Here is a 21,791-nt window from a genome sequence, read left to right on the forward strand (position 1 = left end):
CGTAGTCACCGTGCGGCCTTTCCGTCGGCGCCGGTCGCGCCGCGCGTGTAGCGGGGGTGGACGATGCCGACGCAGCTGTAGGGCAGGCCGTCGGTCTCCTCCACGGGCACGCCGCGCTGTGCGGCAAGCAGCCGTACGTGGTCGAGGTCGGCGCCCGCGCCGCGCCGGGCCAGGATGCGCCAGGGGACGCGGCGCAGCAGGACGCGGGTCGTCTCGCCGACCCCCGGCTTGATCAGGTTCACATCGCCGATGTCGTACGCCTCGCTGATGTCCTCCACGGCGCGCCAGCCCGCCCAGGTGGGGGTGCGGTCCGCGCCCGCCAGAGCCGCGGCGTCCTGGGCTGCGCTTTCCCCGACCGCGGGGAAGCACGCCGCGACGGTGTCCACGAAGTGCTGGGAGAGGTCGCTGTCCGACAGCTCGCGGTAGAACTTCGCGCCGTGGAAGTCGTGCGGGCCCACCAGGTCGGCACGGAGCACGGTGCGGGATATCAGCCCGGAAACGGTGGAGTTGAGGCAGGCGGAGGGGATGAGGAAATCCTCGCGGGTGCCGTAGGTGCGTACGCAGGAGCCCGGATCGGCGAGGACGGCCAGCTCGGGGTTGAAGCGTGGGTGTGCGGCGAGCCCTTGGGCCAGCTCACGGGTGATGGCGCCCTTGCCGGTCCAGCCGTCGATGAAGACGACGTCGGCCGGGTCGTGGTGGGCGGCCAGGTAGGCCAGCGCATTGGTGTCGATGCCGCGGCCCCGCACGATCGAGACGGCGTAGTGCGGCAGATCGAGTCCGTGTGCGTACCGCGCCCAGCGGCGCATCAGGACCCCGACGGGCGTACCGGCCCGGGCCAGCGAGACGAGCACAGGGCGCGGCCCGCGCTCCGTGAGCACCATTTCGGTCACGGTGCCGACCGCGCGGGCGAGCCGCTCGGCCGCCGATTCCAGCGCGTCGTGGAACAGCTGCTGGTACTCCGCGGACGGCTGGTACTCCACGGGCAGCGACTCGGCGTAGTGCGCTCCGCCCGCCTGGATGGCCTCCTCCCGCTCCTCCGTGGGCGCCTCCAGTTCGACGTCGGACAGATCGCGGAGCAGCCACGCCACATCGTCGGCCACGTACGAGGAGAAGACGGGTCCGTGCAGAGGCGCGGGCGGGTTCGGCCGGGCGCTGTGAGGAACGTAGGCCGGGACGACGGACAGCAGCACCTGGGGCGCACAGCCCGCAAGCTGATCCAGCAGCCCGCCGGGGGCGTGCAGTGCGGGGGTGTCGCCCTCGCTGTCCACGACGGCGACCACGGTGTCGAAGCCCTGGCCCGCGATGTTGTAGGCGTAGCGCTCCGCCGGACCGTCCTGACCGGGCGCGTCGTGCGCCGGGAAGCTCAGCGCGGTGCGTATCGCGTAGCCCGGGTCGTCGACGGGGAGGACGGGTGAACGGGTCGTCGTGGAGAAGCGGATTTCCGCACGACCATTGGTGCGCTTTTCCATTTCAAACGCGAGCAGCAGCGGCGCGTACATCAGCTCCTCGTTACCGAGGACCAGAACGCGCGGCAGCTCGCCGTCGGCCCGGTCGCCCCACCCTGCCGACTCCAGTGCGGACAGCACGCGTTCGGCCATACCCGGCAGCGCGGCCTGAAGGCGGATCTGTTCGCGGGGGCCGAAGCCGTGCCGTCCGCCGTCGGGCAGTTGCTGGGGCCACCCGAGGTCCACCCGCTGTACGGTGCCCCGCGAAGCCGTGTTCTGCGCGGCCACCGGAGCACCGGCGTACTTCTCCACCAGTTCCCGGCCCCGCTCCAGCACGTCCCCCGGCAGCCCTGTGCGGCCGGCGGCGAGGGCCACCACATCGACGCCGGCACCCAGTTCGGCGGCGAACTTCTCCAGCGCCGCCACGTCCGCCTCGCCACGCATGTCGACCAGCGCGGCCACCACGTACCGGTCGCGCGGGTGGACGGCGTGCAGGGCCGCGATGGTGTTGCGTACGGTCCTGCCGGTGGACAGTTCGTCGTCCACCAGCACCAGCGGCCCGTCGGTGCGCAGCAGCTGCGGATCCTCGGGCAGCAGCAGATGCGAGGTCGCGTGGCTGTGCTCCTCCTCGAAACCGCCGTACTGCTGCACCCCTGGCACCCGGCGCCGCGTCGAGTGCAGGGCGCTCATGCGGCTGCCCATGCTGTGGGCGACAGTGAGCCCGAGCCCTGTCGCGGTCTCTGCGAAGCCCAGCACGACCGAGCGGGCGGCCTCCTGGTCGCCGAGCAGCTCACGGACCTGCTTCCCCAGGCGGCAGCCCGCGCCGAGGACCGCCGTCGGGTGCTGCGGGATGTGCTTGCCCAGGACGGTGGAGACCAGCAGGTGGGCCCGCTTGGGGTTGCGCCGCAGGGCGAGCCCCAGCAGTCCCCGCAGGCCCTCGCCCTCCAGCCGCACCCCGAGCCGTTCGGCCACCCACGTGCCTGGCCACGCCTCTGCTCCGGCCGCGTCCGCAGCCGAGGACCGGGCCCCGGCTTCCGCCCCGGCTCTCCCGACAGCCCCGGCTCCGACGTCCCGTACGCTTCCGTTCACTTGACTCCCGCCGCCAGCAGTTCGACGAAGCTCACGCCCTCGCGCGCCACCCCGAAGACCTCGCCGCGCAGCAGTGTGCGCTCGGCCCAGGCACGGTGCGGCTTCACCTCGTTCATCTTGTTCGTATACACGGAGCGCATCACTCCGCCTCCGCCGCGCTCGGGGCGCAGCACATCGGTCGCGTCGCAGAACTCCTCGTGGCTGACGACCGACAGCGCGTGCACGAGAGCCACATGCGAGGGGTGGATGCAGGTCTTGCCCAGCAGACCGTTCGCTCGGTCGAGCTCGATCTCGCGCAGCAGACCGTCCAGGTCGTGCTCGATCAGCGCGGTACGCACATCCTCGGCCCGGCCGCTCAGGAACGGGCTCTGCCGCAGCTGAGGCTTGAACATCCTCTCCTGCGGCCGGAAATATTCCCACACGGGACCGGTCACGGTGAACCCTGTGCCGTCGGCCCGGCCCAGCACATTCACCACATCCGCGATGACCGAGGCGACGATCTGGACGTCGTACGCCGTCATCTCCGGCGTACGGCGCAGCCCGTAGGCGGCGCAGAAGTCGGTGACGCCCAGGCGCAGCGCGAGGACCCGCTCGCGGTACTTGTCCAGGGTCCGGGCGATACCCGTCAGGGCGTCCGTGCGGGTCTCCCGGTGCAGCAGCTCGGGCGACTCGAGGACGGGCATCGCGAACAGCCGCCGTCCGCACGCCGCCTCCGCCTCGGTGAGCGCCTCCATGAAGGGCCCCGAACGGTCCTCGGTGAACTTGGGCAGCACAAAGCCCGACAGCAGCCGCACCGCGGCGCCCAGCCTGCGCACCAGGCCGGTGATCTGTCCCGACTCCCGTACCCGGACGAACAGCAGCGGCAGCGCCTCCTCCGTGCCGCGGTCGGCCAGCTCCCGCAGCTGCCGCACAAGGTTCTCCTCGGCCTGCGGCACCTCGCCGTCGGCTATCGAGTCCTCCAGGCACAGCACCATCGAGACGACGCCGCGCGCCGTCTGCTTGAGGACGTCGTCGGCGAGTGAGGGTCTGGTGGCGGGACTGTAAAGAGTGGCGCCGAGCGCGACGGAGAGCGTCCTCGCCGGTGCATCGGGGGTGAATTCGGTCGGCTCGCGGTGGAAGAGCGCGCTCCGGCGCTCAGGCGTCAGCTGCCTGAAATGCCGCATGAAAGACCCCCGTATTGCCGTCTCAGCGTCCCTTTATGGCTGCCATGGCGGGTATGGCCAACCTGGTGGCGTCGCGCGGTGGCGGTGGTCCTGCCGTGGCCGCCGTGGTGCCGCGTGGCTGCTCATCGTACGTATGGGGGTCGGTCACAAGTTCCCTCGGCTCCCTGGCGCGGCCGTAGCACTCACCGCGGCATCACATCCGTCACTCCGGGCATCACGTCCCGCGTCCCGGGGATCACGCCCCGCGTTGTCGGCGACCTCCGTCCGGGGGCAGGATGAAGACATGACGCACGCGATGACGAAGGGGTCGAACATCCAGCTGGAGTCCACGGCGGTGCGCGCCGTCCTCTGCTGGGCGCCTGGTGCTGGTGTGCCGGATGTCGATGCCTCGGCTCTGCTGCTCGGCCCGGACGGCAAGGTTCGCTCCGACGACGACTTCATCTTCTACAACCAGCCCCGCCACCCCTCCGGGCTGGTGCGGCACCTGGCCAAGAAGCGCGAACCCGAGGGGCTGCGCGACACCGTCGAGGCGGATCTGGGCGCGCTGGACGCCTCCGTCGACCGCGTACTGCTGGCCGCCTCGGCGGACGGCGGAACCTTCTCCGCCGTCCGCGAGCTGCGGCTGCTGCTGCACGACGCGGACAACCCGGATGGCGCAACCGGCTCCGGGCACGGTGGGCAGCTGCTCGCGCGCTTCGACATAGAGCCCGAGACCGGCGCCGAGACCGCCATGGTCTGCGGTGAGCTGTACCGACGCGGCGACGGCTGGAAGTTCCGCGCCCTGGGCCAGGGCTACGACACGGGGCTGGTCGGCCTCGCCACCGAGTTCGGCATCACCGTGGACGAGGGCGAGGCCGATGACGCCGACGCCGGGAAGACCGAGGCCGACGCAGGCCGGGAGAGGGGGCGCACCCGGGAGCGCGCCCCGGAGCCCGATCCGGACGCGACCGTGGCCCATGCGCCCCGTCCCGACACGATCGGCTCCGAGGACTTCCGGCTGGGCCCGCCCGCCGCCACCGTGCCGCAGCCGCCGCCCGAGCCCGACTTCCCGGAGCCCGACCCGGTGCCGCCCGAGCCGCACCCGGAGCCTTCGCCCCATCCGGAGCCCGGTCCGCCGCCAGGACCGCCGCCCGGGCCCGGCCCTGAACCGGTGCCGCCGGTGCCGCCGGGGCCGCCTCCGGGGCCCGCACCCGGCCCTGGCCCCGTCCCCGGGCCAGACCCCGCGCCGCCGCCGCAGCCGCCCGCTCCGGAGCCGCCGCAGCCCACCCCGTCGCCCGAGCCGCAGCCGGACCCGGCGGGGGTGGCAGCGGCGGGAGGGGCGGCGTCGTCGGCCGTCACGGCGCAGGTGCCAATGCCGGGAGCGCCACCGTTCGGGCCCCAGGGGGTACCCACCACGCAGCCCGGCTACGGCTACCCCCAGCCGCCGCACCACCCGCCCCAGCAGCCACCCGCCACTCAGCCCGCGTACGGCTACCCACAACCCACCTACGGCTACCCCCAGCCGGACCCGGCGTTCACGCTGCCGCCCCAGGGCCCACAGTTCCTCACCAACCGCTGAGGCCCCCGCCAGCCGGCAGGCGGCGAGGGCCCGGCACACAACAGGCCCCGCACGCAGCAGCACCCGGGAAGCAGGCACGCCCACGGCACGCAGCAGGCCCCGGCCGGTGACCGGCCGGGGCCTGCGCGGTGTTCGGCCCGGTGCGGGCGCGATGCCGAAGGCCCGGTCAGACCTTCTGCGTCTTGTAGCCCCGCCCCCATTGCAGACCCCAGCCGTAGAGCCGGTCCAGCTCTGCCTGGAAGCCGTAGACGTAGCGCACCTCGCGGCGCACCTTCAGCTCGCCCTTGACGTTCTCCATCAGCAGTACCGCGCAGGAACGCGCCTGCGGGGCACGCTCGTCCAGGCCCACCTCCACATGAGGGCCGTTGCTGGGGATGAGCGTGACGACCGCATGGGTCCGGTCGAAGGCCGGGGTGCCGTCGTAGATGTAGACGAAGAAGAGCAGTCGCTTGATCTCGTCCCGGTGGTCGAGATTGACGTAGAGCGTCTCACCGGACGGCGAGCCGAACCGGTCGTCCCCGGTGAGCTTGACGTACGGCGGCGCGTTCCAGTCCCCCAGGAAGTTGCCGAGCGGCTGGACGACGCCCTTGCTGCCGTCCACCAGCTCGTACATACAGGCCAGGTCGAGGTCCACGTTGACGACGCCCTGGGTGTGCGCCTGCACCACGGGGGCCGGCTTCAGAGCCCGGAGCGGGTGCCGCAGCGAACCGCTGGTGCGTCTGCCGATGCCCTCCACGTCCGAACTGCGCATCCGCCAGGAGAGATTGACCTGCATGCTGCCGGTGTCGGCCCCCTGTTTGGTCAGCGACAGCTCGGAGTGCCGCTTGGTCAACTCCATCGCATACGTCGACGGACCGCCGACCGTGTCGAACTTGGGTCCGCGCCGGGACATTCCCACACCCCGCCGCCAGTTCTCCCACAGGGAGACCATCCCGCACCCCCACTTGTGCTCGAGCCCAACTCACCACAGCGGGGCGGCTCGGGGACGGCGGTGCGGACCGCTGGGTCCGCACCGTCGCTTCAAGCCGCCCCGCTGGGAGCGTTCCTCGTTTGGCAGGCGGTCACACGCGCGCGGTGACCTCGGATTGTTCGGAATCGTCCCCGCTGCCCCCGTCTCCCCCATTGGCCTCGATCGCACGGTTGCGGCGCAGTGAGGACCAGAAGGAGGCGGCGATCAGCACCACACCGATGAGGCCCGTGATGACCTCGTTGATCTGGTACTTGACGGTGATGAGCAGGATCGCGGCAAGGGCACCGATCGCGTAGTGCGCGCCGTGCTCCAGGTAGACGTAGTCGTCCAGGGTGCCCTGGCGCACCAGGTAGACCGTGAGCGAACGGACGTACATCGCGCCGATGCCCAGGCCCAGCGCCATCCAGAAGATCTGGTTGGTGACCGCGAAGGCGCCGATCACACCGTCGAAGGAGAACGAGGCGTCCAGCACCTCCAGGTACAGGAACATGAAGAAGGCCGCCTTGCCCGCCATTCCGACGGCCGAGGGCTGCTTTCCGGCCTTCTTGGCCGCTTCTTCCTCTTCCTGTTCGCGCTCTTCCTCCTCCTCGAGTTTGTCCTCGAAGTAGCCGGAGAGGCCGCCGACGATCAGATACGTGACGAGCCCGGCGACACCGGCGAGCAGCACTGTGCCGGACTTGTCCGCGTGCCCGACGTGCTGGTGTGCGGCGGTGGCGAGCATGGTGGCCGTCACCAGCAGCACGACCATCGCGATGCAGACGGAGAGACCGTTGATCTTGCCGAGCTTGGAGAGCGGACGCTCCAGCCAGCCGATCCACTTCTCGTCCCGGTCCTCGAAGATGAAGTCGAGGAAGATCATCAGCAGGAACATCCCGCCGAACGCGGCGATGGCCGGGTGTGCGTCCGTGACCAGCTGTTCGTACCGGTCGGGATTGTCGAGCGCGACTTGTACGGCCTCGATCGGGCCGACTTTCGCGCTGATGGCGACGATAATGACCGGGAAGATCAGCCGCATGCCGAATACCGCGATCAGAATGCCGATGGTGAGGAAGATCTTCTGCCAGAAGGCGTTCATCTTCTTCAGTACGCCGGCGTTGACGACCGCGTTGTCGAACGACAACGAAATCTCGAGGACGGAAAGGATCGCCACGAGGGCGAACGCCTCCCACCCCCAGAAGAACGCCGCTGCGGCCAACCCGACGGCGGTGACGCCGAAGGACCAACCAAAGGTTTTCAGGAGCACTGGCTTCCCAATCCGGTATCCGGTCTACATAGGTTTACAAAGGGGATGAGAGACCTGGGACGACCACCACTTCGGAGCCGTCCAGGCAGTGTGCCGCAACCAGGCGACCGCCGCCGTTAAGCGACGTTGACGCCAAAGTCTAGAGCGATGCCCCTCAGCCCCGACGCGTACCCCTGGCCAACTGCGCGGAACTTCCATTCTCCGTTGTAGCGGTACAGCTCCCCGAAGATCATTGCCGTCTCCGAAGAGGCATCCTCGGTGAGGTCGTAGCGCGCCAGCTCGATCCCGTCCTCCCGGTTGATGACGCGGATGTACGCCTCGGCGACCTGGCCGAAGGTCTGGTGCCGGTTCTCGGCGTCGTAGATCGAGACCGGGAAGGCGATCTTGTCCACCTGCGCGGGGACCAGTGAGAGGTCCACCAGCACCGTCTCGTCGTCCTGGCTGCCGGTGCCGCCGACCAGTTCGTCACCGGTGTGCTCGACGGAGCCCTCGGGGCTCTTGAGGTTGTTGTAGAAGATGAAGTAGTCGTCGCCGAGGACCCGGCCACCGGAGCACAGCAGCGCGCTCGCGTCGAGGTCGAAGTCGGCGCCCGTGGTGGAACGGGCCTTCCAGCCCAGGCCGACTTGCACCTGGGTCAGATTCGGTGCGGCCTTCGAGAGGGAGACATTTCCCCCCTTGGCGAGCGTCACGCTCATGTTCTGGTCCTCTCCCCGGCTTATGGCACGACCGTGCGGCGCACCACGGTGCATCCAAGTGTCTCCGTACCACCGAGCGCCGCACACCTCCGGGTCACGGAAGTCTGCGGCGCCCGTGGCTGCCGGTCCACCGGCAGGCGTGCCGCACCGGCCCGCTCACGGGCCGGTGGCGGATGCCCGTCGGGTTCCTCAGACGTTCACGCCGAAGTCCTGCGCGATGCCGCGCAGCCCGGAGGCGTAACCCTGGCCGATGGCGCGGAACTTCCACTCCGCACCGTGCCGGTAGAGCTCGCCGAAGACCATCGCCGTCTCGGTCGATGCGTCCTCGCTGAGGTCGTAGCGCGCCAGCTCGACGTTGTCGGCCTGGTTGAGGACGCGGATGTAGGCGTTCCGCACCTGGCCGAAGCTCTGCTGGCGGCTCTCCGCCTCGTAGATCGAGACGGGGAAGACGATCTTCTCGACGTCGGCGGGCACCCCGGCGAGGTTCACCTTGATGACCTCGTCGTCGCCTTCTCCCTCACCGGTGAGGTTGTCGCCGGTGTGCTCCACGGAGCCGTCGGGGCTCTTGAGGTTGTTGAAGAACACGAAGTTCTGATCGTTGGCGACCTTGCCCTCCGCGTTCGTCAGCAGGGCGCTCGCATCGAGGTCGAAGTCGCTGCCGGTGGTCGTACGCGCGTCCCAGCCCAGACCGACGATGACCGCGGTCAGGTTGGGCGCTTCCTTGGTCAGCGAGACGTTGCCGCCCTTGCTGAGGCTGACTCCCACGAGTCCTCCTGGGTCAGTTGTTTCGGTGATTCCTGAGGAGCACCACGTGCCCCCGTGTTTGTGGATGCCGTCGGATCAACGATTCGATCCTAGTGAGCGGTTCCCCGGGACACAGCCCTCTTACAGAGCGGAATCGGGGTTGTTCCGAGCGTCGCCGGGAGCGCCTGGAAGCGCCCCCCGGCGCGGCGGCCAAGGCGTCAGAGCTTCTCGAGCGCCTTGACGTAGTCCTTGAGGTCCCGGGCGTCGGGCAGACCGTTGACGACGGTCCAGCGCACGGTGCCCTCCTTGTCGATGATGAAGGTGCCACGCACCGCGCAGCCCTTCTCCTCGTCGAAGACCCCGTAGGCGCGGGACGCCTCGCCGTGCGGCCAGAAGTCGGACAGCAGCGGATACTCCAGCCCCTCCTGCTCGGCGAATACGCGCAGCGCGAACGGCGAGTCGTTGGAGACCGCCAGCAGCTGCACGTCGTCGTTGACGAACCGGGGCAGCTCGTCCCGCAGGGCGCACAGCTCGCCGGTGCACACACCGGTGAAGGCGAAGGGGTAGAAGAGCAGGACGACGTTCTTCTTGCCCTGGTAGTCGGAGAGCCGCACGGCCTGGCCGTGCTGGTCCTTGAGCTCGATGTCGGGCGCCTTGGTGCCGGCCTCGATCGCCATGGCACGTTCCCTTCGGTGGGCGGACAAAGACGCCCCCACCCTATGCACCGAGCCCCTGCCGGCCAGGGGCCGGTCAGGGGCTCGTCGAATACCCGCCGGAACGCGTCGGGCACACACCGGAAGCAATCGAATGCGGCTCCAGGAGGCAGCCGGGACGGGGCCCGGTCCAGGACGGGGCCCGGACGGAAGGATCCCGAACGGGAAGCATCCTGAAAGCGGCGCCGACCGCGGTGTGCCGACGCCGTGGCGGCCGGAGCGGGAATTGCCGCCTCAGCGCTTGTTCGGGGCGCCCTTCGGGGTGACCAGACGGCTGCCCGTCCAGTCCTTGGCCGCGTTGAAGCTCTTGGTCTGGGAGAGACCGGCGGTCTGGGACGCCTCACCGATGTCGCTGGGCTCCACATAGCCCTCGCGGCCTGTCTTGGGGGTCAGCAGCCAGACGGGAGCACCCTCGTCGATCATCGTGGTCGCGTCCACCAGCGCGTCCGTCAGATCGCCGTCCTCGTCGCGGAACCACAGCACCACGGCGTCGGCCACATCGCCGTAATCCTCGTCGACCAGCTCCGTGCCGGTGATCTCCTCGATGGACTCGCGGAGCTCCTGGTCGACGTCGTCGTCGTAGCCGATCTCCTGGACCACCTGTCCGGGCTGGAAACCCAGCCTTGCGGCGGGGTTGGTCCGCTCCTCCGCGTGGTCCGCGGTCGCGCTCACGGATTGCCTCCAGTCATGTCTTGCGAATATGGGGTTGCGGCCCCGCGCGTACGCGAGGCATGAGCCGTAGTCCACACGGGCGGGCCGGATCACGCAAGTACCCGGCCTTCGATCCCGCCCAAACGTTGACGTCTCATCCCACAATGCCTGATCGAGAGTGATTCAGGCCACATTGCAGCCGCTGGGATCTGCCAGGTTTGCCCCGGCTGAGCCTGGGGAGCCGTAGGGGTGCATCCCCGGGCCGAACGGATGTTTGGGGTGACCGGAGCGGAGTGCGGGCTCCGCCCCGGAACGGGCGTAAGGTTGCGGTTTGACCGCCTCGTTGTCCCTGCGTACGCCGCCCTTCCGGCCCGCCTTGAGAGGTGCTGGGTTACTTATCGGTAGAGGTGACGTCACGGCGGCGGCGGTACACGATGGAGGCGGCACGCCACCCACCGAGCACGACCCACGGCGTCCGCCGCCGCCCGGCCCCCGAGCACCACCCGACCGATACAGCGAAGGAACAGCGTGGCTTCCGGATCCGATCGCAACCCGATCATCATTGGCGGCCTTCCCAGCCAGGTCCCGGATTTCGATCCTGAAGAGACCCGGGAATGGCTCGACTCGCTCGACGCCGCCGTCGACGAGCGCGGACGGGAACGCGCCCGCTATCTCATGCTCCGGCTCATCGAGCGCGCCCGCGAGAAGCGCGTCGCCGTCCCGGAGATGCGCAGCACGGACTACGTCAACACCATCGCGACCAAGGACGAGCCGTTCTTCCCCGGCAACGAGGAGATCGAGCGCAAGATCCTGAACGCGACCCGCTGGAACGCGGCGGTCATGGTCTCGCGTGCCCAGCGTCCGGGGATCGGGGTGGGCGGCCACATCGCCACCTTCGCCTCCTCCGCCTCGCTCTACGACGTGGGCTTCAACCACTTCTTCCGCGGCAAGGACGAGGGCGACGGCGGCGACCAGATCTTCTTCCAGGGGCACGCCTCCCCCGGCATCTACGCCCGCGCCTATCTGCTCGACCGGCTCAGCGAGGCCCAGCTCGACGGCTTCCGGCAGGAGAAGAGCAAGGCACCGCACGGGCTTTCCAGCTATCCGCACCCGCGGCTGATGCCGGACTTCTGGGAGTTCCCCACCGTCTCCATGGGCCTGGGCCCGATCGGCGCGATCCACCAGGCGCGGATGAACCGCTATATGGAGTCCCGCGGCATCGCCGACACCTCCAAATCGCGGGTGTGGGCCTTCCTCGGCGACGGCGAGATGGATGAGCCCGAGTCGCTGGGCCAGCTCTCGCTGGCCGCCCGTGAGGGGCTGGACAACCTCACCTTCGTCATCAACTGCAACCTGCAGCGGCTGGACGGGCCGGTCCGCGGCAACGGCAAGGTCATCCAGGAGCTGGAGTCCTACTTCCGAGGCGCCGGCTGGAACGTGATCAAGCTGGTGTGGGACCGCTCCTGGGACCCGCTGCTGGCACAGGACCGGGACGGCGTGCTGGTCAACAAGCTGAACACGACGCCGGACGGTCAGTTCCAGACCTACGCCACCGAGAGCGGCGCCTACATCCGCGAGCACTTCTTCGGCGGTGACCAGCGGCTGCGCAAGATGGTCGAGGGCATGACCGACGACCAGCTGCTGCACCTGGGCCGCGGCGGCCACGACCACCGCAAGGTCTATGCGGCCTACAAGGCGGCTGCCGAGCACAAGGGGCAGCCGACCGTCATCCTGGCGCAGACGATCAAGGGCTGGACGCTGGGCCCCAATTTCGAGGGCCGCAACGCCACCCACCAGATGAAGAAGCTGACGGTCGACGACCTCAAGGGCTTCCGCGACCGGCTGCACCTGCCGATCCCCGACAGCGAGCTGGAGTCGGGCCTGCCGCCCTACTACCACCCGGGCCGCGACTCGGAAGAGATCCAGTACATGCACGACCGCCGCAAGGAGTGCGGCGGCTACGTACCGACGCGGGTCAACCGGGCCGAGCCGCTGCAGCTGCCGGACGAGAAGGCGTACGCCACGCTGAAGAAGGGCTCGGGGCAGCAGCAGATCGCCACCACGATGGCGTTCGTCCGGCTGCTGAAGGATCTGATGCGGGACAAGGAGATCGGCAAGCGCTTCGTGCCGATCGCGCCCGACGAGTACCGCACCTTCGGAATGGACTCGTTCTTCCCCTCGGCCAAGATCTACAACCCGCTGGGGCAGCTCTACGAGTCCGTCGACCGCGAACTGCTGCTGGCCTACAAGGAGTCGCCGACCGGGCAGATGCTGCACGACGGCATCTCGGAGGCGGGCTGCACCGCCGCTGCCATCGCCGCGGGCTCCGCCTATGCCACCCACGGTGAGCCGCTGATCCCGATCTACGTCTTCTACTCGATGTTCGGCTTCCAGCGGACCGGTGACCAGTTCTGGCAGATGGCCGACCAGATGGCGCGCGGCTTCGTCCTGGGCGCCACCGCGGGACGCACCACGCTCACCGGTGAGGGCCTCCAGCACGCCGACGGCCACTCGCAGTTGCTCGCCTCCACCAACCCGGCGGCGGTCGCCTACGACCCGGCCTTCGGCTTCGAGATCGCCCATATCGTCCGGGACGGGCTCCGCAGGATGTACGGCTCCAGCGAAGAACACCCGCAGGGCGAGGACATCTTCTACTACCTGACCGTCTACAACGAGCCCATCCAGCAGCCGGCCGAGCCGGAGAACGTGGATGTGGAGGGCATCCTCCAGGGGCTCTACCGCTACCGGGGGGGCGAGCGGGGCACCCATGCCGCGCAGATCCTGGCCTCCGGGGTGGCCCTGCCGTGGGCGCTGGAGGCACAGCGGATCCTCGCGGACGAGTGGGATGTGAAGGCCGACGTGTGGTCGGCGACCTCGTGGAACGAGCTGCGGCGCGAGGCCGTGGAGGTGGAGGAGCACAACCTCCTGCACCCGGACGAGGAGCAGCGCCTCCCCTACGTCACCCGCAAGCTGCAGGGCGCCGAGGGGCCCAAGGTGGCGGTCTCGGACTGGATGCGGGCCGTGCCGGACCAGATCTCGCGCTGGGTTCCGGGCACCTACCAGTCGCTGGGTGCCGACGGGTTCGGCTTCGCCGACACCCGGGGCGCCGCACGCCGCTACTTCCACATCGACGCTCAGTCGATCGTGCTGGGCGTGCTGACCGAGCTGGCCAAGGAGGGGAAGGTGGACCGCTCCGCGCTGAAGCAGGCCATCGACCGCTACCAGCTGCTGGAGGTGGCGGCGGCCGACCCGGGCACCGCCGGCGGCGACGCCTGAGCCAGGCCCCGTACGCCGGGAGCCGTCCGGCTCCCGGCCCGGGCCGGGCGGCCGGGTGCGGTCCGCTCCAGGACCGCACCCGGCCGCTCGCATGCGGGGCCCGTGCAGGCGCCCCGCTGATGCGGCCATCTCAGTGCTCCCAGACCTTGAAGGCGCGTGCCCGGTAGGGCAGCTCAGGTGTCCAGGAGCCTGAGGGGTAGGTGTCGAACTCGGCCGTCTCCGCGCACTTCTTGCTCTGATAGAGCGTGACGGGACGACCCGTGCGGTTCGCCACCGAGGTGGCCGAGGCCCCGCCCCGCAGTGGCGTACAGCTTTCGATGTCGATGCCGCTCAATTCGTTGACGCGCGGCTTCCCCTTGAACCGCGGGCGCTCCCACAGACACAGCTCACCCGGCCCGCACTTCCCCAGCCGGGAACCGTCGCCCTGCTTTGCGGCTCGCTGCTGGGGCCCGTGCTGCGTCTGTGCTCCCGACGGCTGCGCGGCGGCTGTGAGCACCACCGCGAGCGCAGTCGCGGCCAGCATCCCGGCCGCCGTCCTCGGACCTCGTCCGAACATGCCTTTCATGGCTGATCACTCCCCCCGCTGAAGGCCGGGCACGTGCTCGCCCGGCGTGTGACCAGCATGTCCGCGCCGCCGAAGGGCCGCCAAGAGCAAACGGCCCGGTTCACCGGGACAGGTGGCGGAGTTGTCCACAACTCGCGAGTTATCCACCGTCCCGGCGCTACCGGGCCAGGAGAACGCCGGAATAATTCCGGTCCGTCAGATGTGCGCGTTCTGTCCGTCGGATGTGCACCGGCGGCCGGTCAGGTGCATCGCCGGACACGTGAGGTAGGCGCCCGACGGCCCGTCAGACGTGTACGGACGGACCCGCGTCCTTCTTGCCGCGGCTGGTGAAGACGGCGACGCCCGCGGCCAGGACCGAGACGATGCCCGCGCAGACGAACGCCAGGCTCATGCCGGAGACGAAGGAGTCGTGCACCACGTGCTTGATCGCCTGGGCCATCTGCTCCGGTGTGCCCTTGGGCACGGGCGCGATGCCGACCTCGGCGGCGTCCTTGAGGGCAGCCTCCTTCTTCTCGGGCAGCGGCGGCAGCTTGGCCTCGGCCCACTTGTGCGGGAGTTCGCTGCCGACCCGGGAGGCCATCACGGCACCGAGCACGGCCGTACCGAGGCTGCCGCCCACCTGCATGGCGGCCTGCTGGAGGCCGCCCGCGACACCGGCGTGCTGCAAGGGGGCGTTCCCGACGATCACTTCGGTGGCGCCGACCATCACCGGGGCGAGCCCCAGCCCCAGCAGGGCGAACCAGAGGGAGGTGATCGCCATGCCACTGTCCGTCTCCAGCGTGGAGAGGCCGAACATGGCGACGGCGGCCAGCACCATGGCGCCGACCAGCGGGATGCGCGGGCCCACCTTGGTGATGACGGTGCCCGCCAGCGGCGAGGCGACGATCATCATCGCGGTCAGCGGCAGCAGCCGCAGCCCGCTGTCCACCGGCGAGAGCCCGTTGACGTTCTGCAGGTAGAAAGTGACGAAGAAGATGCCGCCCATGAAACCGAAGGCCATGAGCACCATCAGTACGGTGCCGGCGGTCAGCGGCACCGAGCGGAACATGCTCATCGGCAGCAGCGGTTCCTTGACCTTCGTCTCCCAGAAGCCGAAGACGGCGAAGGCCGCCACGGAGACCGTCAGGAAGCCGAGCGTCTTGGGGTCACCCCAGTGCCAGTCGGGGGCCTTGATGATCGCCCAGACCAGACAGAACATCGCGCCCGACAGCAGGACGATGCCCAGCAGGTCGAAGGAGCGGGGAGCGTCCTTTGCGCGCCGGTCGAGCAGCAGCACGAGCCCCATCACCAGCGCGAGCGCTCCGACGGGGACGTTGATGAAGAAGACCGACTCCCAGCCCTTGTGCTCGACCAGCAGTCCGCCCACGATCGGCCCGGCCGCGGTCGAGGCGCCGATGACCGCACCCCAGATACCGATGGCCGCGTTCAGCCGCTCCGCGGGGAAGGAAGCGCGCAGCAGCCCGAGGGCTGCGGGCATGAGCAGGGCTCCGCATATGCCCTGGAGCACGCGGAAGGTGATGACGAGGGCGACGCTGCCGGACATTCCGATGGCGGCGGAGGCGACCGCGAAACCGACCACACCGCCCAGGAAGGTCTGGCGGTGCCCGAAGCGGTCACCCAGTTTGCCCGCCGTTATCAACGAGACCGCGAGCGCGAGCAGATAGCCGTTGGTGATCCACTGGACGTCGGCGAGGGAGGCGTCGAGGTCGTCCTGGATGGCGGGGTTGGCGATGGCGACGATCGTCCCGTCGAGGGCGACCATCGCGACACCGAAGGCGACGGTGACGAGGGTCAGCCACGGGTGCCCGCGCAGCCCGCTGCGGGCCTCCCGGCCACCGCCCTCGGGGCCTGCTGGATCCGGCGCGCCATGCGCGACGGTGCTGGTCTGGGTGCTCATGGCGGGAGAGTAATGACAGCGACTGACAATTGACAAACCAAACTATTAGCCGGTAAATGTCAAACGACGATCACGTATCGTGAGCATTCTGAATCAGGAGAGGAAGCGGCTTTGACCGGTCTGCGTGAACGGAAGAAACAGCGCACGAGGGACGCCCTGATCGTGGCGGCCCATGAGCTCTTCGTCACGCAGGGCTACGAAACCACCACGGTCGACCAGATCGCCGAAGCCGTCGACGTCTCCCAGCGCACCTTCTTCCGCTACTTCGCGAACAAGGAGGAAGTTGCGCTCTTCATGCAGGACATGGTGGGACAGCTCTACTACGAGGCCGTCTGCGCCCGCCCGCCCGGAGAGCCTCCGCTGGAGTGCCTGCGCAACACCCTCGACGACGTGTGGGACGAGGTCGGCGAGGCCGTGGAGGAAATCACACCTCTTGACCTGCACCTGAAGATGTGCCAGATCATCGAGGTGACTCCCGCGCTGCTCGCCGCGCACCTTCGGCACTCGCTGCTGCTGGAGGAGAAGCTCGTCCAGGAGATCGCCCGGCGCACCGGCCTGGACGCCGAGAAGGACCCGCGGCCACGGGTACTGGTGGCCGCCTTCAGCGGTGTGATGCGCACCGCCGGGCGGCAATGGAGCCTGAGCAGCAACGCCTCCCTGGAGCTGGCGCGCGGGGTCACCCGTGATTACGTAGCGCAACTGGGGCCCGCACTCTCGGCGGACTGGGAACGGCAGCACTGAACCCGACTGCCGCCCCCCGCACGGCAGTTGCACACGGTGACCAGTACGCCAAACGGACGCGCGGGACTGACCCGGGGGCGGATTACGAAACGTGAGATGACTCACGCGACGCCCATGAATGCGGGACCACTGCGCGGCATCTCCTAGGGTGTCGCTCCAGTGACTTACTTCTCCGCACTAGGCAACCCGCTGTCCGGATCAGGCGTCCCCGAGTCGGGAGCCCCGGGCATCACGGCCTGGCGTGCGCTGCTCGCCCTGGCCGTCGTCTTCGTACTGCTGGCGACGACCGGCTGGACGGCGGTCCGCAAGCACCAGGCCGACGCCGGCCCCCGCGCAGCGGCACTGCACGCCTGGGAGAAGGGCTCTTTCGCCGGCCGCCCGCTGCCCGACCCCCACGCCTCGCCCAGCCGCATCGCGCGCTACTTCGCCGGGCTGACCGCAGCACAGCAGCGCGGTCTCGCCGCACGCTATCCGCTGGTCGTGGGCAACCTCGGCGGCGCCCCTCTGGAGATGCGCTACCGGGCCAACCACACGGCACTGCTCCAGGCCCGCGACACCGAGCGCAAACGGATGCGGGACCAGCGGCTGACGGACGAGGGCCGCCACCAGGCGGGGCAGCGGATGCACCGCTTCGAGTCGATGCTGCGCCCCGGGCGGCAGATCCTCGCCTTCGACCCGACAGGACGCGGCCGGGCAGCCGAGGTCTTCGGTGATCTGCGGGACGCCCAGCGCGTCTCGGTGGTCGTCCCCGGGGTCGACACCGAACTGCTGACCTTCGAGAAGACGGCACGGCAGTACTCCGCACCGGTCGGCATGGCCGATTCGCTGCAGCGCCAGCAGCACACCGACCGCCCCGGTATGCGCACGGCAACGATCGCCTGGGCCGACTACACCGCGCCCGCGGGGCTCGGCGTGGACGCCGCCTCGGGCGGCCCGGCCGAGGCGGGCGCGGTACGGCTGAACCGGCTGCTGCAGGCCCTGCCCGCCACCTCGGTCGGCCCGGCCCCCAAGGTCGCGTTGTTCTGCCACAGCTACGGCTCGGTGGTGTGCGGCGTCGCGGCGCACCAGCTGCCGGAGAGCGTCACCGACATCGCAGTGGCGGGCAGCCCGGGGATGCGCGCCGACAACGCGTCGCAGCTCGGCACCCGCGCCCGTATCTGGGCGATGCGGGACAGCGACGACTGGATCGCCGACGTGCCCCACATGGACGTCGGCGGGCTCGGGCACGGCGCCGACCCGGTCGCGGACAGCTTCGGTGCCCGGCATCTGTCAGCGCGGGGCGCTGTTGGCCACACCGGCTACTTCGTGCCGCACACCCACAGCCTCGCCAACTTCGCCGCGATCGGCACCGGCGCCTACAAGGACGTCTCCTGCGACTCCTCGGACCCGAAGTGCTCCTTCGTCCCGGGCGCGGCCTGACATCACGCGAGGGCACCCAAGCCCTCCCGGGACGCCGTACGCCCCGAATCAGCGCGCGTAGCGTCGCAGAGAGCGGCGGAGGGGGGACGGAGAGCCGACCGACGCATACGATGGCCCACATGGGTGACGTACTGGCTGGAATTCACTCCACCTGGGAGTTCGATTCGGACTCCGTGCTCATCCGCTTCGAACGGGGGATTCGCACACCGAAGCTCTTCCAGGTGCTCGGAGAGCGGCGTGTTCCGTACGAGGCGCTGAGCGCCGTAGAGCTGGCCCCGGGCGGCAAACGCGGCACCGTGGTGCTGCGCGCCGTGCCCCGCGAGGGCGCCGACCCGCTGCTGGAAGCGGCTGCCGGACAGCTCAAGGAGAGCAGCGATCCCTACCGCCTGGTGCTGCCCGCCGAGCGCGAGACGCTGGCGGACTACTACGCGACCGAGCTGCGTGCCGCACTGCCCGGGGAGACGGCCAAACCCGCCGAGCACTATCTGGTCGCCGCACCGGCAGCGCCGCAGAGCTTCAAGGCGTACGACGGCAAGGCATCCTTCGACGGCAAGGTCGTCGCCTTCCGCTGGTTCTGGACGGGCGCCTCCACAGCCAAATGGAAAGCCGGCGACCAGTTCTTCCCCGTAGGAGAGCTGGAAGACGTCGAATGGCGCTCCCCGGAGGGGCTCAGCGGCCACCTGCGGCTGCGCCCGCGCGGAGCCGAGATGCTCGCGGAGGCCGACCAGGACCCGGCCTCCGTGGTGTTCGGCCTCGGCTACGGCCCCGTCTATGAATCGCTGCCCTTCGCCGCCTCGGTCCTGGAGGCGGTACGCGCGGCCGACCCGGTACGGGAGCTGCAGAACCTCCGTACGCCCCCCGCGGCGCCGCAGCCGCACCGCTCGGACCCGGCCGACGTGGCCGAGCGCATCCGGCACCTCGGTGAGCTGCACGACGCCGGGCTGCTGACCGACGACGAGTTCACCGCCAAGAAGGCGGAGCTGCTGGCGGAGCTGTGAGCGTTCGCGCTGTGGCGCCCCGCCTGCGCGCCGAGCTGCGCTCACTGAGGACCGCGCTGGCCACGCCCGCCGCCTCTCACGAGCCGCTGCTGGGACATGCCTCGTCCCCCGTGGTGCGGTCGCTGCCCTATGTGGTGGCGTTCCTCTTCGCCGTCGTGCTGCTCCCGGTCACCATTCAGCTGCTCTCGAACGAGTACAGGTTGCAGGGCGGCCTGGCCGGTGTGCTCGGTGTTGCACAGTCCGCGCCGCTGCTGCTGGCCGTGACCAGGCCGCTGCCCGCCTGGTGGATCATCTTCACCGCCGACCTGTTGGGTGCCCTGGCCCTGCTGACAGCAGACGGGAGCGCGGGGCGCCCCTGGCCGTGGCCGCCGACGGTGATCGTGGGCTGTCTGGTGCTGTGCCTGGCGCTGGCGCTGCGCGAGAGCCGCCGTACCCTGCTGGCCGTCTGGCTCGTCACGGTGACCGCCTCGCTCGTCCTGGGGTTCGTCTCGCCTGAGCGAAGCGAGGGGACGAACGTCCTGCTGATCGTGCTCAGCGGCGTCGTACTGCTGCTCGGCGCCACGCTGCGGGAACGGGCGGAGGCACAGCGACGGCTCGCCGAGCAGGAGACCATCAGCGAGGCGGAACGCGCCCAGCGCACCCTGCTGGAGGAGCGCGCCCGTATCGCACGGGAACTGCACGACGTGGTCGCACACCACATGTCGGTCATCACCGTCCAGGCGGACAGCGCCCCCTACCGGATCTCGGAACTGCCCGAGGAGGCACGCGAGGAGTTCGGCTCCATCGCCGCCACGGCACGCGAGTCGCTGACCGAGATGCGCCGCCTGCTGGGCGTCCTGAGGAGCGAGAAAACCCGCGGCGAGCGGGCACCGCAGCCCGGCCTGGAGAGGCTGGACCAGCTCGTGGAGGCCACCGTACGAGCAGGGGTCCCCGCGGAACTGGACATCTCCCTCCCTGAGAGCGAAGACGGTGCAGCAGACGAGGTTTCCGCGCCGGCGCCGACCGTGACGCTGTCGGCGTACCGGATCGTGCAGGAGGCGCTCGCCAACGTCGTACGGCACGCACCCGGCGCACAGACCCGGGTCTCGGTGACGGCGCCGGAGGGCTTCCTGTCCGTGCTGGTCGTCAACGGCCCCTCTCCCGAGCCCGATGCGACGCCCCTGGAGACGGCCGGCACCGGACACGGGCTGGTGGGAATGCGGGAGCGGGTACGGCTGGTCGGCGGCAGCCTGGAGGCCGGCCCGCTGCCCGACGGCGGCTTCCGCGTCGCCGCCCGACTGCCGCTGAGCCCGCCCGTCACCGCGCTGGAAAGCCCGCGCGACACCGCGGAGGACACCGGTCCGGAGGCCAGCGGGCAGGACCGGCAGAGGGCGGACCGTAAGCAGAACAAGCAGAGCCAACAGAACAAGCAGAGCCAGCAGAGCCAGCAGAGCCAGCAGAGCCAGCAGAGCCAGAACAAGCAGAAGCAGAGCAAGCGCAGGCAGGGCAAGAAGGACTCGAAGAACACGAGGGGTTCCGCGACCGCATGAACGGCATCGGCGCGTCCGGCGCCTTTTCGACGGACCGGGTGACCCGCGTGGTCATCGTCGACGACCAGGCCATGGTCCGCGCGGGGTTCGCAGCGCTGCTGGCCGCACAGAGCGACATCGACGTGGTGGGCGAGGCACCCGACGGCGTGGCCGGTGTCGAACTGTGCCGCCGCGCCCACCCGGACGTCGTGCTGATGGACGTACGGATGCCACGGCTGAACGGCCTGGAGGCGGCGCAACAGCTCCTCGACCCGCCGCCCGGCGTCACCCATCAGCCCAAGGTGCTGATGCTCACCACGTTCGACGTGGACGACTACGTGTACGAGGCACTGCGGCTCGGAGCCAGCGGGTTCCTGCTCAAGGACGCGCCACCGGCCGACCTGATCGCCGCGGTCCGGGTGGTGGCCGAGGGGGAGGCGCTGCTGGCGCCCTCGGTGACCCGGCGGCTGATCGCGGAGTTCGCCCGGCAGCGGTCCCGTACCGCTCCGCGCAAGGAGCGCGCCTCGGCACCCGAGCTGCGGCTCAAGGCGCTGACCGAACGCGAAACCGAGGTGCTGGAGTTGGTGGCCCGCGGGCAGTCCAACACCGAGATCGCCGAATCGCTCGTGCTGGCCGAACAGACGGTGAAGACCCATGTGAGCCGCATCTTCGCCAAGCTGGGGCTGCGCGACCGCGCTCAAGCAGTCATCTTCGCCTACGAGTCGGGGCTCGTCGCACCGGGCGACCACTGATGTCCCGCCGGGCGACCGCTGACTTCGCACTGGGCAACCGCGGACCTCGTACTGTGCGGCCAATCCCACCAACTCCCCACCAGGCAGCCGATAGCGCCCCTCCCGCGATTCCGGGCTCACCCAGCTCCCCTCCCTGGTTCCCGGAGCCCGGCGCTCCACGGGCCGCTCCGGCCCCGCTCCCGTGTCCCTGCGCTGCTCCCGCTCCCCGGCAGCATCGTCCCGTGCTCCCGCTTCCGGCCCCGGCACGCTCTCCTCCACCCCCTACCCCGGTAGCACCCGCGAGTTGGCTCCGCGGTGTGACGCCCGGCGTACAGCCGTGCCCGCACTCTCCTTCTGCCGCCGCCGGAGACTCCGGTCGGGCGGC

At 69.9% G+C, this 21,791-nt stretch carries 17 protein-coding genes; 7 read left to right on the top strand and 10 right to left on the bottom strand.

Annotated elements, in window-relative coordinates; genetic code table 11:
* Nucleotides 1-5: 5 nt before the first annotated feature.
* Nucleotides 6-2,534 carry a phosphoribosyltransferase gene (locus tag ACTWP9_RS24585; protein ID WP_443248436.1) on the bottom strand — a complete coding sequence of 843 codons (2,529 nt, stop codon included), beginning with the start codon at nucleotides 2,532-2,534 and terminating at the stop codon, nucleotides 6-8.
* Nucleotides 2,531-3,697 carry an HpcH/HpaI aldolase/citrate lyase family protein gene (locus ACTWP9_RS24590; protein ID WP_443248437.1) on the bottom strand — a complete coding sequence of 389 codons (1,167 nt, stop codon included), beginning with the start codon at nucleotides 3,695-3,697 and terminating at the stop codon, nucleotides 2,531-2,533. Before ACTWP9_RS24590 ends, ACTWP9_RS24585 begins: the two co-directional genes overlap by 4 nt.
* A gap of 283 nt (nucleotides 3,698-3,980) precedes the next feature.
* Here ACTWP9_RS24590 and ACTWP9_RS24595 point away from each other — a divergent pair, with 283 nt between their 5' ends.
* A complete protein-coding gene (locus ACTWP9_RS24595; RefSeq protein WP_443248438.1) occupies nucleotides 3,981-5,255 on the top strand; it encodes a TerD family protein in 1,275 nt (424 codons plus the stop codon).
* 166 nt (nucleotides 5,256-5,421) lie between these two features.
* On the opposite strand, the gene ACTWP9_RS24600 is transcribed toward ACTWP9_RS24595, so the two are convergent.
* The 6 genes from ACTWP9_RS24600 to ACTWP9_RS24625 all read right to left on the bottom strand — a co-directional run bounded on the left by ACTWP9_RS24600 (nucleotide 5,422) and on the right by ACTWP9_RS24625 (nucleotide 10,292).
* A complete protein-coding gene (locus ACTWP9_RS24600; RefSeq protein WP_443248439.1) occupies nucleotides 5,422-6,186 on the bottom strand; it encodes a TerD family protein in 765 nt (254 codons plus the stop codon).
* 130 nt (nucleotides 6,187-6,316) lie between these two features.
* Complete coding sequence (locus tag ACTWP9_RS24605; protein ID WP_443248440.1) at nucleotides 6,317-7,468, bottom strand: DUF475 domain-containing protein; 1,152 nt, start codon at nucleotides 7,466-7,468, stop codon at nucleotides 6,317-6,319.
* 116 nt (nucleotides 7,469-7,584) lie between these two features.
* Nucleotides 7,585-8,163, bottom strand: a complete 579-nt coding sequence (locus ACTWP9_RS24610; protein WP_443248441.1) for a TerD family protein — start codon at nucleotides 8,161-8,163, stop codon at nucleotides 7,585-7,587.
* Between the two features lie 189 nt (nucleotides 8,164-8,352).
* Entirely contained in the window at nucleotides 8,353-8,928 is a 576-nt protein-coding gene (locus ACTWP9_RS24615) for a TerD family protein (protein ID WP_443248442.1), read from the bottom strand.
* A gap of 197 nt (nucleotides 8,929-9,125) precedes the next feature.
* Nucleotides 9,126-9,584, bottom strand: coding sequence for a peroxiredoxin (locus tag ACTWP9_RS24620; RefSeq protein ID WP_209237991.1), 459 nt, complete (start codon nucleotides 9,582-9,584; stop codon nucleotides 9,126-9,128).
* 270 nt (nucleotides 9,585-9,854) lie between these two features.
* Nucleotides 9,855-10,292, bottom strand: a complete 438-nt coding sequence (locus ACTWP9_RS24625; protein WP_099880468.1) for a DUF3052 domain-containing protein — start codon at nucleotides 10,290-10,292, stop codon at nucleotides 9,855-9,857.
* Between the two features lie 507 nt (nucleotides 10,293-10,799).
* Here ACTWP9_RS24625 and aceE point away from each other — a divergent pair.
* Complete coding sequence (gene aceE, locus ACTWP9_RS24630; RefSeq protein ID WP_443248443.1) at nucleotides 10,800-13,547, top strand: pyruvate dehydrogenase (acetyl-transferring), homodimeric type; 2,748 nt, start codon at nucleotides 10,800-10,802, stop codon at nucleotides 13,545-13,547.
* A 130-nt stretch (nucleotides 13,548-13,677) separates the two neighbouring features.
* On the opposite strand, the gene ACTWP9_RS24635 is transcribed toward aceE, so the two are convergent.
* The gene (locus ACTWP9_RS24635; protein ID WP_443248444.1) at nucleotides 13,678-14,070 is read right to left on the bottom strand and encodes a peptidase inhibitor family I36 protein; all 393 of its coding nucleotides are present in this window, start codon (nucleotides 14,068-14,070) and stop codon (nucleotides 13,678-13,680) included.
* A gap of 325 nt (nucleotides 14,071-14,395) precedes the next feature.
* Nucleotides 14,396-16,009 carry an MFS transporter gene (locus tag ACTWP9_RS24640; protein WP_443248445.1) on the bottom strand — a complete coding sequence of 538 codons (1,614 nt, stop codon included), beginning with the start codon at nucleotides 16,007-16,009 and terminating at the stop codon, nucleotides 14,396-14,398.
* Nucleotides 16,010-16,120: 111 nt separating this feature from the next.
* Between ACTWP9_RS24640 and ACTWP9_RS24645 the strand changes: the two genes are divergently transcribed.
* From ACTWP9_RS24645 to ACTWP9_RS24665, 5 genes are all read left to right on the top strand, one after another.
* A complete protein-coding gene (locus tag ACTWP9_RS24645) occupies nucleotides 16,121-16,750 on the top strand; it encodes a TetR/AcrR family transcriptional regulator (RefSeq protein ID WP_443248446.1) in 630 nt (209 codons plus the stop codon).
* A gap of 159 nt (nucleotides 16,751-16,909) precedes the next feature.
* Entirely contained in the window at nucleotides 16,910-18,169 is a 1,260-nt protein-coding gene (locus ACTWP9_RS24650; protein ID WP_443248447.1) for an alpha/beta hydrolase, read from the top strand.
* 119 nt (nucleotides 18,170-18,288) lie between these two features.
* Nucleotides 18,289-19,167: a DUF4429 domain-containing protein gene (locus tag ACTWP9_RS24655; RefSeq protein WP_443248448.1), complete on the top strand. Its 879-nt coding sequence runs from the start codon at nucleotides 18,289-18,291 to the stop codon at nucleotides 19,165-19,167.
* Nucleotides 19,164-20,696 (top strand): sensor histidine kinase, encoded by a 1,533-nt coding sequence (locus tag ACTWP9_RS24660; protein WP_443248449.1) that lies wholly within the window; start codon nucleotides 19,164-19,166, stop codon nucleotides 20,694-20,696. The genes ACTWP9_RS24655 and ACTWP9_RS24660 overlap by 4 nt, the downstream gene beginning before the upstream one ends.
* The gene (locus tag ACTWP9_RS24665; RefSeq protein ID WP_443248450.1) at nucleotides 20,693-21,427 is read left to right on the top strand and encodes a response regulator; all 735 of its coding nucleotides are present in this window, start codon (nucleotides 20,693-20,695) and stop codon (nucleotides 21,425-21,427) included. Before ACTWP9_RS24660 ends, ACTWP9_RS24665 begins: the two co-directional genes overlap by 4 nt.
* Nucleotides 21,428-21,791 lie beyond the last annotated feature (364 nt).

The sequence above is a fragment of the Streptomyces sp. 3N207 genome, assembly GCF_052246355.1.
Classification (GTDB): domain Bacteria; phylum Actinomycetota; class Actinomycetes; order Streptomycetales; family Streptomycetaceae; genus Streptomyces.

Coding starts and splice junctions, on each gene's coding strand:
- ACTWP9_RS24590 (WP_443248437.1), bottom strand. CDS start 3,697: ATGCGGCATTTCAGGCAGCTGACGCCTGAGCGCCGGAGCGCGCTCTTC.
- ACTWP9_RS24595 (WP_443248438.1), top strand. CDS start 3,981: ATGACGCACGCGATGACGAAGGGGTCGAACATCCAGCTGGAGTCCACG.
- ACTWP9_RS24600 (WP_443248439.1), bottom strand. CDS start 6,186: ATGGTCTCCCTGTGGGAGAACTGGCGGCGGGGTGTGGGAATGTCCCGG.
- ACTWP9_RS24610 (WP_443248441.1), bottom strand. CDS start 8,163: ATGAGCGTGACGCTCGCCAAGGGGGGAAATGTCTCCCTCTCGAAGGCC.
- ACTWP9_RS24620 (WP_209237991.1), bottom strand. CDS start 9,584: ATGGCGATCGAGGCCGGCACCAAGGCGCCCGACATCGAGCTCAAGGAC.
- ACTWP9_RS24635 (WP_443248444.1), bottom strand. CDS start 14,070: ATGCTGGCCGCGACTGCGCTCGCGGTGGTGCTCACAGCCGCCGCGCAG.
- ACTWP9_RS24640 (WP_443248445.1), bottom strand. CDS start 16,009: ATGAGCACCCAGACCAGCACCGTCGCGCATGGCGCGCCGGATCCAGCA.
- ACTWP9_RS24655 (WP_443248448.1), top strand. CDS start 18,289: ATGGGTGACGTACTGGCTGGAATTCACTCCACCTGGGAGTTCGATTCG.
- ACTWP9_RS24665 (WP_443248450.1), top strand. CDS start 20,693: ATGAACGGCATCGGCGCGTCCGGCGCCTTTTCGACGGACCGGGTGACC.